We start from the raw sequence: 13,423 nt of genomic DNA on the forward strand, positions 1-13,423 counted from the left end.
ATCTACCGCCTTTTAGGAGCGGTCTTGCCTCCCGCAAAACAAAGAGGCGGACACGCGTCCGCCCCTCTCCTTACTCGATCTATGAATACGCAACTTCGTAATAAGAGCCGATGGGCACGACTTCATAGAGATACTGGCGAATGAGCTCCCTCTCGACATCGGTGACTTTGCCGCCGGAACGTACTCGAAAATAGATCGTGCCCGTTCCCCCGTCATAATGGTCGAAGCTCATTTCCCCTCCCGTGAACATGCCGTTAATCAGCGTGAGTATCGCCCGTTGGTCCAAGTTCCGGTTCATCGCCGCTTCCCGGACGCTGTCCGGCACTTCCGGCTCGCTCGGCACCCCGTCCTCCCGGACCATAGAGTAAGGCTTTACCTGGCAGCAGAGATAGGGAGGCAAATATCCCGCGGCGAATCTTCGGAGGGCCAGCCTGTCGGCTTCCGGCAGCTCCAGGTTTTCGTTCCAGGCGTAAATGACGACCGCGTTTTTCCCCGACGTATGGATCCTTACGTACCTCAGATGGGGATGATGCTTCTTGATCAACGCCTCCGACAACAAGCGGGTACCCACGTCCATCACCTCATGCTCGGGATTGTGATCGTGATCGCTCTGGCTGCGCTTTCAATTTCATTGTATGTGAGTTCGCGTCAAGGGAAAACAGGAAAATGTACCCGAAGCTCCGACAAAAAAAGCCGCCCGATCCCTTGGATCAGGCAGCTCCCGTTCGACGCTAGAAATCTTCTTCGATGAGTTCCGAATTGATGCCGATCGCCGCCCGGCTTCCGCTCGCAGCGGCCACGACCAGCTGTGCCGGCACGATATTGGAGACGTCGCCGGCCGCGAAGACGCCTTCGACGCTCGTTTTGCCGAAATCGCCTGTCGCGATCCCGCCGTGTTCGTTCAACTCGCAGCCTAACGCCCGCCCGAAGTCGGTCGGGTAGGACCAGACGGAGACCACGAATCCCCCCGTCCTGCGCTCTTCCGTTCCGTCCTCGAACACGACCTTCCGCAGCTGACCGTCCACTCCGACCAGTTCCCGGATTTTCTGCTCATACAACCGGATGTTTTTGGCCTCCAGCTGCTTCCTCTCTTCCCGGGACACGACGAAATATCCGTTCGTGCACAGAATGAGATCCCGGCTCCACGCGTACACGGTTTTCGCCATGTCGAAGGCGTGCTGGCTTTCGGAAATGACGACCAGCGGTTCGTCTTTTCGTTCCCAGCCGTCGCAGTACGGGCAGCTGAAGAGGCTCGTTCCGTAGAAGGAACGGATTCCCGGCACGGAGGGCAGGTCCTCTTTCAGCCCTGTGGCCAAAATCACTTTGCGGGCTTGATAGACCACCCCGTCCGCTGCGGTCAGCTGAATGGCCGAGCCCGTCTTGCGCACGTCGTTCACCCGGGTATTCTTCACGCGCACGGTCGGATACCGGGCGAGCTCCTCGTGGGCGATTCTGCGAAACTCGCTCGGGGGTATGCCGTCCCGCGTCACGAACCCGTGCGCTTCACGCGTCACTCCGTTCCTCGCCCGGTTATCGTCAAACAGAACGACGTTTCGTCTAGACCTTCCTAAAACCAAAGCGGCATTGAGGCCGGCCGGCCCGCCGCCGACGATCGCGCAATCGAGCATTCCCATCACTCCTCCAGATCATCGCGAGAACTCGCACTACGATATGTATATCCCCATTGTACCCTTTCCATCTCCGGGAAAAAAACGAGTCGGCATTCGAAAGGGATTTTGTGGAATCGCGTCGAATTTTCTCCTTCACACAAAAGTCACCCGGGAGGCCACCTATGATTCAGCGCAAAAACCGGTTTATCCTGCAGATCGCTTCCGTTACACTCCTCATTTCGCTCTTGTTTCACCTGCTCCACCGGGGATTGGACGCGTTCTCCCATTCCGCGATGCATGGCATGCACGGCATGGACTTCACCGGACCCGAATATTCCAGCCGGTTCGCCCTCCTGTTGAACCTCATTCTCTCCATTCCCATCGTCACGCTTGCCGCGGGCTTCGCGCTTTATCTGAAGAACCGGGCGCATCCCTGGCTTCCCTTGCTGAATACCGTCACCTTGACCTTCTGCAGCATTTCCACCATCGCAGGCGGCGGGGGCCAGGTCGAGCTGCATTTTTCGATTTTCATGGTCGTCGCCATTCTAGCCTATTATGAAAGCGTTTCTCTGATTCTGGTCATGACGGCGATCTTCACCGTGCAGCACCTGGCCGGCTATCTGTTCCGCCCGGAGATCGTGTTCGGCGCCGACAGCTACTCGTTCGAGATGGTCTGCATCCATGCGTTCTTCCTGGTTCTGGCTTCCGGAGCCACCATCCTTCTAATCCGGTCGACGGTTCGGATCCGGCAAGACATTGAGCAGGAAAATCGGGAGGAAAAACAAGCCGCCGTGCGCGACATCGTGGAGCGCCTGTCCGCAGCTTCCTCTCAAATCGTCCATACGGCACAGGAGCTGTCCGGCCATTCCTCCCGCGCGACCGAGACCAACCACGCCATGGCGTCCCGCATTCAGCAAATTGCGACCCGTACCGAGAACCAGGTGATGGAATCGGAAAACAGCACGAGAGCCATGCAGGAGATCGCGGCGGGCGTAACCCGGATTGCCGATTCGTCGGCAGGAGTTGCGGACACCGCGGCGGAATCGGCGATCCAAGCCTCTGCCGGCAACGATTCCATCCGGGACATCTCGAACCAGATGGCGAACATCGAGCGTTCGGTCGGCCAATCGGATGAAGCGGCGCAGTCGTTGTCCGAACGCTCCCAGGAAATCGGCGTCATCGCCGCCGCGATCAAAGGCATCGCAAGGCAGACCGACCTGCTCGCGCTGAACGCCGCGATCGAAGCTTCCCGCGCGGGAGAGCAAGGACGCGGGTTCTCCATCGTCGCTTCCGAGGTGCGCAAGCTCGCGGAGCAATCCCGGGAAATGGCGGAACGGATCGACGAGCTCATCTTTCAGATGCAGTCCGACTCTCAGGGCTCCGTCGAATCCATTCAACGGGCGAAAGAGGACGTCAGGCAAGGACTGGCGATCGTGGGAGCGGCCCGTGAATCGTTCGAAAGCCTGCTCGAGCTGTCCGAACGGGTGTCCGAACACGTCCAGGACATTTCGGCCGTCGCCCAGCAGATTGCCGCGGGTTCCCAGCAGGTCGCGGCCTCGCTCGGCGAAATGTCCGGCAGCGCCTTCGATTACGCGGAGCAGACGCGTCAGTTGAACGCCATGACGGAGGAACAGCTGGCCCTGATGGACGGCATCCTTGAATCCGCCCGGCAGCTTCAAGCATCATCGGGCGATCTCGGGCTGATCATGGAAAAAGTGAAAGAAGAATAAGGCTGGACTCGGGCTCTCCCCTCGCGGAGAGCCTTTTTTGTTTTTCAGCGGGTCACGGCGCTTGATATTAAATAGACAATAAATTAAACTGTCTATATAATTCAATTGCGTTATCGGAGTTGATCTATCCATGCAAGTAACCGAATTATTCTGGGAAGTGCCGCTCAACGAGTTGAAGCAAGGCTTTACTTTCGACGCCGAGTCGGAGTCTTTCACCTGTCTGGCATGCGGAGAGAAGTTCATTCAGGGCGTTATCTACCCTTTCGAAGGCGGACTATACGAGGCGGGCAAGTTCGCCCGGATCCACGTGGAGGAAGCGCATGGCTCAATGTTCGAGTTCCTGCTCGGCTTGGACAAGAAACTGACGGGCCTGACGGACCTGCAGAAAAATCTGCTCCAAATGTTCCATTCGGGCATGTCCGACAACGAAATCGTCAAAGAGTCGGGCGGCGGCAGCACCTCCACCATCCGCAACCACCGTTTCGCGCTGCGGGAGCGGATGAAGCAAGCCAAAGTGTTTTTGGCGATCATGGAACTGGCCGATACGCGCGTTAACCGGCAGAACCGGTTCATTCCCATTCACAGGACGGCGACGATGGTGGACCAACGATACGAAATCACCGAGAAAGAAAATGCGGAAATCCTGAAAAATTACTTCAAACAGGGGCCGGACGGCCCGTTATCCGAATTCCCCAAAAAAGAGAAGCGGAAAATCGTCATCCTCCGCCACCTCGCCCGGATGTTCGAGGAGAACCGCCGCTATACGGAGAAAGAAGTCAACGCGTTGCTCAAAGAGAGATTCGCGGATTTCGCGACGCTGCGCAGATACTTGATCGAATACGGATATATGGACCGGCTGGCGGACGGCAGCCAGTATTGGCTTAAGAAATAGGAGGAACAGCAATGACGATCGAAAAACAGAGGAAAAAGGAACTGTCCAACGCTTTCGCGCAATCTTTTCGCCCGATGGGCATTTTTCAAATCCGCAATCTCGAAAACGGCAAAATTTTCGTGGGGAGCGCAATGGATTTGAACGGCATGCGGAACCGCGTGACGTTCATGGGCGGGCTGGAGCCGCCCTTCCATGAGCTTAAGGAAGATTGGCGGAAATACGGCGGCGGGCGTTTCGTCTTTGAGGTGCTGGATGAGCTGAAGCCGCTGGAAGATGCGCAGCCCACTCCGGAAGAGCTGGCCAAGTGCCGCAAGGAGCTGGAGGGACTGTTGGAGCTGTGGCTGGAGAAGCTGCAGCCTTATGGGGATCAAGGTTATAACAAACAGAAAACGAAGTCCTGAACGCGTCGAACCCGGCCCCTACGGCCGGGTTTTGTTCCGTTTTTGCGAGGCTCGGGTCACCCGCCCAAGTCCCCGCCTCCGCTCCTGCATATGATGTTTCAGCCTATGATGAAGGAGCGAGTGCGAATATGGGATTTTTTCCGGGTGGAGGGTTCCCGGGAGGGGGAGCCACTGGAGGAGTCTTTCCTGGGGGAGGCTTCCCGGGCGGCGGATTCCCGGGCGGCGGATTCCCGGGTGGAGGTTTTCCGGGTGGACAGATGCAAGGGCCGACGGCGCCTCCGCCCCAGTTTGTCCCGCAGATGTCCGCCCAGCCTTTTGCGGTTGACCCCGGCGGCATCCGCCGGTGCCTGTATCGGAACACATACGTATGGCTGGTCAACGGCCAGCAATTCTGGTTCTTCCCGACCTTCGTCGGGCCGAATTCGGTCGCCGGGTACCGTTGGTTCGGCTTCCGATGGTCGTATTTCGGAATCGATTTGCGGATCATCCGATCTTTTACCTGTTTCTAAACGGACCCCGGCGGTCTTCCCTCGGCCAAAAAGAGCCTCGCAGCAGGCTCTTTTCTCCTGTGCGGGGCCGACTTTAAGTCAAGTGGCCAGCACTCAACAAATGCACGTTTCCTTCTTCTTGCCCGTGCGGCCCATTTCCTCGACTTTGCGGATGTAGTCCGCCGCCGGCGGCACTTTGCAAGCCGTCTGCCCGACATTCACGTCCACTTTTCCGATCCGCTCCGCCGCCTCCATTGCATCCACGAACAACGCCGGCACATACGAACCGACGGCAATCACGAAGCTGTTCATGTTGTATCGCACCCGGCTCCGTTCCTGATGAATCGTCTCTTCCGCCCGCTTTAGCAAACCCCGGAGTTCGTCCAAGTCCAGCAACTCGTTCGGCGTGATTGACAGGTAGTTCGCGTAAGTGCTCCATCCCGCCGTGGCGACCATCTCATCCGGCGATTCGATCCACTCCCGCGCCAGTTCCAGCGCGTACGGACTTTCCGCCGCGATCCAGGCGACCGTGTACTCGGCGATCATGTACCAGCCCGCGGACCGCGCCCATTCCTGAAGCATCTCCTTGGTCGCGGTTTTCGGATTCACCGTCAAGCCGGCCAGGTACATCGCGTCGCTGTTGCCGGTCGCGTACAAGTCCCGCGCCAGCTGCTGGTCTTTCTTCACGTCCTTCACCAGCTTCTTCAGATCCCCGACTTTCACGCCGAAGACGGAGCCATGCGCCCCGTGGTTCCGAAAAGTCCTTTTCGTCTGCTCCGAACCCATACTTTCGAGTTTATCCATGACCTCTTGAAGTGCCGTCGTCATGTCGCACCTCCGTTTTCGGTTGTGCCGGGATTAAGGAAGGAGCCACTGCTCCAGTTCCTTGTTCAACTTGGCGATGCCTTCGCGGCGAAGGGCGTAAGTAGACGCGGAATCACATACGACGTTGGTGCGAATCAAGCCGGCCGACCGCAGGATGAGCATGTGCTCGTATACCGTGCTTTTGGCGAGACCGATATGTTTGGCCACCTCCGTGTAGCTGCGGGGTCCGTTTCGGAGAAAGCGCAGGATTTTGAGCCGGTTCACGTCCGACAAGCCTTTAGCCGCTTCTCTCAGCAAGGCGGAAGGCTCGTTCTCGTCATTCTGGCCGGCTGCATCGAACGCATAATGGCACCAGGTCAAGCTGTCGAAAAGGAAAATCCAGTTCAGCGGCCTGGCGTGGTATTGCGGCGTTAGAACCAGCTTCTTCAGATGGGGCTGCGGTTCGAAAACGAGCCCGTTCGTCACTTCCTCTACGAAAGCGTCCTTATCCGTGACCTCCCGCAACTGAAGGTTGCGCGCCTCCGTCTCCTTCCGGAGTTCCTCCGATATGCGGGGATCGAGTTGGCGGAAGTAAATTTCATACCAGGCCGACAAATAGTAAACGAGCTTATCCCGGAACGTTCCGAGTTCCTCGGGAAACTGCTTCATGTGGGGAGACAGGAATTCGTAGATTTCCCCGGCGCTTCTCTCGCCCAGCCAGTCGATGAACGCTTTGGCTTCCGGGGATGGACCGGCTTGGATGAGGAAATGGACAAGCCCCAAACTCTTGGTGAACGTCTCGTCCTCGTCGACCGCGCGCTTGAAATCACCGGGCAATTGGCGCTCGATCTCCGTTCGCCATTTTTTATCGCGCTCCGAACGCCGGAATACGCTGGGACAAGTGTATGTATAGAAGCTGTTGATGAGTTCGTCGGCTTCCCGGTAAACGAATTCCAATTGCATGAGCGTCGCTCCTACATGGAGGTTATTTTCTTCATCCATCGTATCGAACGAGGGGGTGCGTCGTCAATGCGAACCGAAATTATATTTAGTTCGTTTTTTGACGAACTTATTTACATTTCGTTAAATAGGGTATAATATGTTGGCTATCTTACATACTTTTCCTCCGAGAAAGAAGGAAGCCCTCATGACTTCAATATGGAAAGACCGCATGTTTATCTGGTTCGCCTCGGGCCAGACGCTGGCGCAATTCGGCGCGGCAATCGCGATGTTCGCCATCCCCTGGATGCTGCTGCAGAAAACCGGCTCGGCCGCGAGCACCGGTCTTGCGTTCGCCGTCGGGTTCATCCCTTATTTGTCGTTGTCCCTGCCGGCAGGCGTGTGGGCGGACCGCTTCAGCCGCAGCAAGATGATGATCGCCGCGGATCTCGGCCGGTTGCTTACGATGACCGCGCTGCCGGTCTCCATCGCGTTGACCGGAGACACGCCGGTCATCCTGCTGTTCGTCGTACAAGCAGTGCTCAGCGCCTTCGCCGCCATATTCGACGCCGCTTACGGCGCCTACTTGCCACAGATCGTTCCGGTGGACAAACTGAGCGGCGCCAACAGCGCGCTGCAGAGCGGCAGCTCGCTCAGCCAGGTGCTCGGTCCCGCGCTCGGCGGCACCCTGCTCGCCTGGCTGGGAGGGAGCCAAGTGTTGCTGCTCACGACCGTCACTTACTTGATCTCCGTCGCCACGATTCTCAAAGTCCGGAGGACCGAATCACCGCAGACGGTGCCCACGACAAAACGCCGACTCCGGAAGGAAATCGGCGAAGGGTTCGCTTACGTATGGAATCATAAGTTGATTCGGACGACCGGCATCTTCTCCATGCTCGCCAATCTGGCCATCCCGGCGACGAGCGTGGCGTTACTGTTCAAGTTGCAGAAGGAATTGGTGCTAAACTCGGACGTGACGGGTTGGATCATGGCGGGCTGGAGCGCGGGAGCCGTGATCGGCTCGATCGTTTATGGGCAGATCAAGAAGCGTCTCACCATGAAGCAGATACTGGCGGGCGTGCTGCTGTTCATGCTCGTCCCTCCGCTCGTGCTGACTGCGACGTCGAACCTGATTTTGCTCGTGTCGGCTTTCGCGTTATCCGGTTTGACCGTGTCCGTCTGGAACATTACGCTTATCACAATGCGCCAAACGGTGATTCCTCCGGAGATCATGGGCAGGGCGCTGACGAGCATCCGGATCGTGGCCTGGTGCTCGCTGCCCATCGGCAACGTAATCGGCGGCGGTCTTGCTCAGGGTTACGGCTCCTCTGCCGTGTTCGTCTTCGATGCCTCCGTGCGCCTGTTCATGCTGGTGCTGAGCCTGTACCTGTTCCGCCAAATGGGCCAGGCGGCTCCCAGTCTCGCGATAAGTAAATGAGGACTACTTAACTGGCCGTAGAGCCGACTCGAGACCGCAGATAAGTAAACGTGCACTACTTATTTGGCACTGGAAAGATTGCGGGATCCGAGTTTAGTAAACATGGTTTACTTATTGGGCGTGGAACCGGCGTGAACCCGGAATTAAGTAATTGTGCGCTACTTAAAAAAGCCGCTCATTACCTGAGCGGCCTCTTGCCTATAATCGTCACGGTTACTTCGTCTTGATATGGATGTCCACTCCGCCGCGGTTTAGGGTCGAAAGATTCAACGTCTGCGTGAGGATTTTGGAATCCGGCTCCTTCGAGTAAGAAATGGTTACCGGCCCGATCACGTTCGCCTTATAGTCGCCCGGTGCGACGCGTTTGCCTTTGGCGTCCTTCTGATCCCATTTGAAATCCAGGGTCATGAACTTCTTCCAGGAAGAGAAATCGCCGGCGGCAACGACAGGTGTCTTGCCGGTCCAAACGACTTTCTTCGTCTTGGCGTTCGTGATTTGGATCGTGAAGGCAACGGGCGCGCGAAGATACAGAGAACCGTCCTCCATGCCCTTGAAGTTGAAATGGAAGCCCGCCGGCGTGTTGTCCGAGCCGTATTGCACGTTGAACGGCACTTGCGCGAACGTTCCCCCGCCTCTGGAGTCCGTGACGCTCTCGACCCAGCCGGCCGATTGGGCGGATGCGATGACTTTCGTTGCGCCGGTAACTCCCGCTGCCGATGCTCCCATTGGCGAAATCGAAGCGACGGTCGTGACGGTGAGCGCGGCGGCGCACAACACGCCTAAAGCCAGTTTTCTCATTTTATATATGCCTCCTCAAGAAGTCTGTCTATTCAGACGACGCTAAGGAGGCAATGGTTGCGCGGCAGTAGAGGCTTACGGAACTGAGAGGCGCTATTCAGCGAAAATAGCTTCTAAAACAAAGCTAACGGAATTCAGCGACGTTATTGTTCGACGTTTACGAAGAATTGGCCTCAAAGTTGCTGAATAGCGGCGCTGAGTTCCGTTAGCATCTCAAATGGGGTCAAATGCAAGGAATAAGGCCTCTGAGTTCCGTTGCGGTTGTATGAAGATTATCCGAGCACCCGTTTTATCCGCGTCCAATATCCCGCTCTCTCGCTGGAAATGTTTTTCAGCCCCGTGTTATGATAGACGGAGCCTTTATCTTGAAGGAGGTAATCGTACAAATGGCCGTCACTTTCAAGCAAATGGTTGGAGAAGCCCGCGAGAACGTTCCCGGAGTCAGCTCCGCGGAAGCACGGGAGAAAATCAAAGCAAACCCGAACACGCTCGTCATTGACGTGCAGGACGCCGCGGACGCAGGCGCTTGCGGATTGATCCCGAGCAGCAAGAACATTTCCCTCGGCATGCTGGGCATCCGGGCCGACCTGGAGCTGCCGGAGCACTTCCGCGATCCGGACTTGGCCGACCGCAACCGTCCCGTGCTGGTGACCTGCGGAGCGGGCGGACAAGCGGCACTCGGCGCCTACCTGCTCAAAAAGATGGGCTTTACGGACGTTGCTTACATAGACGGGGGGACGGCAGCCTGGAAGGCGGCCGGCTTCGAGGTCGAGTAACGGCCATTCATTTTCCGATGTCATGCGGGGTCGTCTCCCGGGTCCGTTTGGGCCTGGCGGGACGGCCCCGTTTTTCGTCGAATCGCTTGCGACAAGATTCTCCCATGGGATTTTCCCCTTTCTCTATCGCTTTTTGTCCCGCCAAACCCCATAGATTTATGGTACTCCTAATAGGAGGAAGGCAATCTATTTCGCGGGAGGAAGTCGGTAGAGATGAAGAAAATGAAAGGTTGGTCTGCCTGGGTTCTCGCTTTATGCCTCAGTTTGATTTCCATCCCCGCCTACGCGGCGGATTCGGCGCAGGCAAAGGCGCCGGTCATCACGGTCACGGTTGACGGGGTGCCCGTCGTCTTCAGCAAAGCTCCGATCCATCAAGGCGGCACTGTTCTCGCCGAAGCAGCACCGCTTTTCAAGGCTCTCGGGCTCTCCTATCGCGCGCCTGCTTCCGACGCCGAATCTTTCAGCGTTTCCAAAGCCAGCTTGTACATCGAAATGACCCCGGGCAGCGAAGTCGCCTACGTCAACCGCGAACCCAAGGAACTCGCGGCGGCCCCCCGCTTCGTGGACGGGACGCTGTTCGTGCCGCTCCGCTGGGCGGCCGAAACGGCAGGCAAATCCGTCGAATGGGATTCCGCCCATTCATCCATTGCCATCCTGCCTGCTTATAAAGTGATCGCTTATTATATTTCCTGGGGCATCTACGACCGGAATTATCAGGTCGCGGATATCGACGCCTCCAATATCACCCACATCAACTACGCGTTCGCGAACATCAAAGACGGCGAAATCGTCGTCGGCGATCCGTGGGCGGACACCGACAAGGTGTTTCCCGGCGACTGCGAGAGCGAAGGCTGCAAACATGGCAATTTCAATCAGCTGAACCGGTTGAAAACCGTCAATCCCCGCTTGCAAACGCTGATTTCCGTAGGCGGGTGGACGTGGTCGAAATGGTTCTCCGACGTTGCGGTGAGCGAGGAATCGCGGACCAAGTTCGCGGACAGCGCGGTGAAGTTCGTCCGCGACTGGGGCTTCGACGGCGTCGATCTCGATTGGGAATATCCCGTAGGGGGCGGCTTGGAAGGCAATATCAATCGCCCGGAAGATAAACAGAACTATACCCTGCTGCTCCGCAAAATTCGCGAGAAGCTGGACGCCGCCGGCCAAGCCGACGGCAAGCATTATCTGCTCACCATCGCGGCGGGTGCCTCGACGAGCTTCATCGACAACACGGAGCTGGATCAGATCTCCTCGGTCGTCGATTGGATCAACGTCATGACCTACGATTACCACGGGGGCTGGGATACCGCCAGCGGCATCAACTCCCCGCTCTACTACGACCCGAAGGATCCTTCGCCCGGATCCGCCAACACCTACGTCGCGGGGACCGTTCACAACTTCCTGGACGCGGGAGTACCCGCCGACAAGCTGGTGATGGGTATGCCGTTCTACGGCCGCGGCTGGACGAAGTGCAAGACCGACGACAACGGACTCTACCAGGCCTGCGGAGGCGTATCCAAAGGCACTTGGGAAGCCGGCGCCCTGGACATCGCCGATATCGAGGACCATTACGTGAACAAGAACGGCTACACGCGTTACTGGAACGACAGCACCAAGACGCCGTGGCTCTTCAACCCGGCAGACGGCACGTTCATCGGTTACGACGACGCCGAATCGTTCTCCTACAAAACTCGGTTCATCAAAGACACGGGGCTGGCCGGCGCGATGTTCTGGGACATCACGTCCGATAAGAACGGGACCTTGACCGGTCAACTCGGGAAAGATTTACTGGGCACTCCGTAAGTAATTGTTCCCTATAAGAAAAGGGCCGATCCGCCGATCGACATCTCGATACGGCGGGTCGGCCCCTTTCGGTACGACTAGGTAATACTAAGGATTATTTCACATTACTTCACTTCGCAAACACTCGTCATACTAAGTAATACTTTGTATTCCTTTGTATTCCTTGGTGTTCCTTTGATTCAAATCCACGCCTCGATATCTTCTTCGTCCAGCTCTTCGTCGGGAGGGAGATCGGGTTCCTGCTGAGCGTCCGGGGCGGCAGAGGGGAGCTCCGCCGGCTGTTGCGGAAGCGAACCCTGCAGCAACGTCCGTTCCGCCGGTATGACGGTCTGGAGATTGCGGACGCCGTTGCGCGCGATCTCATTCTCGATCAGGTAACGAAGCGAATCCATCAGATTCGTCTGGGCGTTGATCCACTGCATGACCCGCGGATCTTCGGTTTTGCGCGTTTTGAGACTGAAATTTTCGCCCGGCTGCTTGATCTTCTTCATGAATGGACGTTACGCAGTCTGGGAGGCTTTGCTCTTCAGCGCATCGTAGATTTTGCCGCGGGCGAAGGCGTCCAATCCCATCGCGTTCAGCTGAACGGCGTACTCGGCCGGGATGTACAGCAGTTGAAGCTCCCGCTCCTCGCACAGCTCCGCCAACTGCGGATGAAGGATGGAACGCATCAGAATGCTGCCGCCTCCGTACACGCAGATCAGGTCGATCTCGTTCCGGGCTTTCGTCAGCTGGCGCTTTACGTTTTGCATGATCTGTTTGACCTGGCTTTCGAGCGGCCTCTTGAGCGTCTTGATCGCGCGGGCATAATACTTATGTTTCGGATTCTTGATCACGTCGCTGAAGAACTGCCGGGGGCTGTCGGGCAGGTGGATCAGGCGGTTGAACTCGTCCAGCGCTTCTTCGATCGCGTACCCGGCGCCGTGGTGGCTGCCATGTACGAACTGCCTCAGGAACTTGTTGCCTTCGGTGATCGGATATTCCGTCGACCCGTCGCCGATGTCCACGTGAAGGATGCGCTTGTCCTTGAAGTAGCTGCCGTTGAATTTCTTTTCGATCCCGTAGGATTCCATGAATTCGCGGAAAATCTCGCCGTCCCGCCAATTCCCCTCGCCGTCTTTTTGAAGCGTGAAAATGACGGGAGTCGCTTCCGGTACGACTTTCGCGAACGGAAACGCCACATTGACGGTGACGCGCTGGATGCCCAAATGAACCGTCACGTGATGGGTTCCCGTCATGAACCGCTTCTCGAATTTCGCCGAGGTTTCGTCCGTGTGCTGGGTCACCGGCAGCGCCGTGGCCATGTCGGCCTCCACGTCGACGCGTTCCGGGATTTTCTTCTCATCCTCGAATGCCTTCTGTACGGCGATAGCCGCGATTTGCGCGAGCGTATTGACGACCGGCAGATCCATGTCCGATTTCAGATCGATTCCGATCTGCAGGTTGTCCAGGATTTCGCCGCTCTCCAGCGCGAATTTGCCGACGTAATACATGCCGGGGCGCGCCGCAGGGGAATCGATCGTCACGACCAATTGGTCCTGAAGGTTCTTGATGAAGCTCTCCGGGGATTGCTCTTCGCTCCAGGGGAGCTCGTCTACCATGCAATTGACGTTGGGCTGCTGAATGAGTTTGCCGTCGATGATGAGGTCGTGTTCGCTGTTGCCGTTGTCGTTGCCGACGAAGAAATGATAGTTCATTCAAAGCCTCTCCTTCTGTGTTGCTGACTATGTCCGGGTATTACTTTGCC

Annotated in this window: 14 protein-coding genes; 7 read left to right on the plus strand and 7 right to left on the minus strand. The window is 57.2% G+C overall.

The genetic code is table 11. The annotated features are described in order from the left end of the window. Nucleotides 1-79: 79 nt before the first annotated feature. Both EAV92_RS18160 and EAV92_RS18165 read right to left on the minus strand, forming a co-directional pair. Nucleotides 80-577 carry a hypothetical protein gene (locus EAV92_RS18160; RefSeq protein WP_123042401.1) on the minus strand — a complete coding sequence of 166 codons (498 nt, stop codon included), beginning with the start codon at nt 575-577 and terminating at the stop codon, nt 80-82. Nucleotides 578-731: 154 nt separating this feature from the next. Beyond that, entirely contained in the window at nt 732-1,634 is a 903-nt protein-coding gene (locus EAV92_RS18165) for an NAD(P)/FAD-dependent oxidoreductase (protein ID WP_123042402.1), read from the minus strand. 158 nt (nt 1,635-1,792) lie between these two features. Between EAV92_RS18165 and EAV92_RS18170 the strand changes: the two genes are divergently transcribed. The 4 genes from EAV92_RS18170 to EAV92_RS18185 all read left to right on the plus strand — a co-directional run bounded on the left by EAV92_RS18170 (nt 1,793) and on the right by EAV92_RS18185 (nt 5,142). Continuing rightward, nucleotides 1,793-3,340 (plus strand): methyl-accepting chemotaxis protein, encoded by a 1,548-nt coding sequence (locus tag EAV92_RS18170; protein WP_123042403.1) that lies wholly within the window; start codon nt 1,793-1,795, stop codon nt 3,338-3,340. A 130-nt stretch (nt 3,341-3,470) separates the two neighbouring features. Further along, on the plus strand, nt 3,471-4,232 hold the full coding sequence (locus tag EAV92_RS18175) for a DUF2087 domain-containing protein (protein ID WP_123042404.1): 762 nt from the start codon (nt 3,471-3,473) through the stop codon (nt 4,230-4,232). A gap of 11 nt (nt 4,233-4,243) precedes the next feature. Further along, nucleotides 4,244-4,633 carry a GIY-YIG nuclease family protein gene (locus EAV92_RS18180; RefSeq protein WP_123042405.1) on the plus strand — a complete coding sequence of 130 codons (390 nt, stop codon included), beginning with the start codon at nt 4,244-4,246 and terminating at the stop codon, nt 4,631-4,633. A gap of 257 nt (nt 4,634-4,890) precedes the next feature. Beyond that, nucleotides 4,891-5,142: a transporter gene (locus EAV92_RS18185; RefSeq protein WP_420888787.1), complete on the plus strand. Its 252-nt coding sequence runs from the start codon at nt 4,891-4,893 to the stop codon at nt 5,140-5,142. A gap of 93 nt (nt 5,143-5,235) precedes the next feature. Here the strand turns inward: EAV92_RS18185 and EAV92_RS18190 are convergent, their stop codons facing one another. Both EAV92_RS18190 and EAV92_RS18195 read right to left on the minus strand, forming a co-directional pair. Continuing rightward, a complete protein-coding gene (locus EAV92_RS18190) occupies nt 5,236-5,949 on the minus strand; it encodes a DNA alkylation repair protein (protein ID WP_123042407.1) in 714 nt (237 codons plus the stop codon). A gap of 30 nt (nt 5,950-5,979) precedes the next feature. After that, nucleotides 5,980-6,888: an ArsR/SmtB family transcription factor gene (locus EAV92_RS18195; RefSeq protein WP_164472839.1), complete on the minus strand. Its 909-nt coding sequence runs from the start codon at nt 6,886-6,888 to the stop codon at nt 5,980-5,982. 184 nt (nt 6,889-7,072) lie between these two features. Between EAV92_RS18195 and EAV92_RS18200 the strand changes: the two genes are divergently transcribed. Further along, nucleotides 7,073-8,302, plus strand: coding sequence for an MFS transporter (locus EAV92_RS18200; protein WP_164472840.1), 1,230 nt, complete (start codon nt 7,073-7,075; stop codon nt 8,300-8,302). 213 nt (nt 8,303-8,515) lie between these two features. Here EAV92_RS18200 and EAV92_RS18205 read toward each other — a convergent pair whose 3' ends face one another. Continuing rightward, nucleotides 8,516-9,100, minus strand: coding sequence for a flagellar hook assembly protein FlgD (locus EAV92_RS18205; RefSeq protein WP_123042410.1), 585 nt, complete (start codon nt 9,098-9,100; stop codon nt 8,516-8,518). A gap of 386 nt (nt 9,101-9,486) precedes the next feature. Here EAV92_RS18205 and EAV92_RS18210 point away from each other — a divergent pair, with 386 nt between their 5' ends. Together EAV92_RS18210 and EAV92_RS18215 are read left to right on the plus strand one after the other, a co-directional pair. Beyond that, the gene (locus tag EAV92_RS18210) at nt 9,487-9,876 is read left to right on the plus strand and encodes a rhodanese-like domain-containing protein (RefSeq protein ID WP_123042411.1); all 390 of its coding nucleotides are present in this window, start codon (nt 9,487-9,489) and stop codon (nt 9,874-9,876) included. Nucleotides 9,877-10,089: 213 nt separating this feature from the next. Continuing rightward, nucleotides 10,090-11,676, plus strand: a complete 1,587-nt coding sequence (locus EAV92_RS18215) for a glycosyl hydrolase family 18 protein (protein WP_123042412.1) — start codon at nt 10,090-10,092, stop codon at nt 11,674-11,676. Nucleotides 11,677-11,855: 179 nt separating this feature from the next. Here EAV92_RS18215 and EAV92_RS18220 read toward each other — a convergent pair whose 3' ends face one another. Both EAV92_RS18220 and EAV92_RS18225 read right to left on the minus strand, forming a co-directional pair. Next, on the minus strand, nt 11,856-12,167 hold the full coding sequence (locus tag EAV92_RS18220; RefSeq protein WP_123042413.1) for a hypothetical protein: 312 nt from the start codon (nt 12,165-12,167) through the stop codon (nt 11,856-11,858). Between the two features lie 9 nt (nt 12,168-12,176). Then, entirely contained in the window at nt 12,177-13,373 is a 1,197-nt protein-coding gene (locus EAV92_RS18225) for a ParM/StbA family protein (protein WP_123042414.1), read from the minus strand. Nucleotides 13,374-13,423: the final 50 nt, after the last annotated feature.

The sequence above is a fragment of the Cohnella candidum genome, from assembly GCF_003713065.1.
Classification (GTDB): domain Bacteria; phylum Bacillota; class Bacilli; order Paenibacillales; family Paenibacillaceae; genus Cohnella; species Cohnella candidum.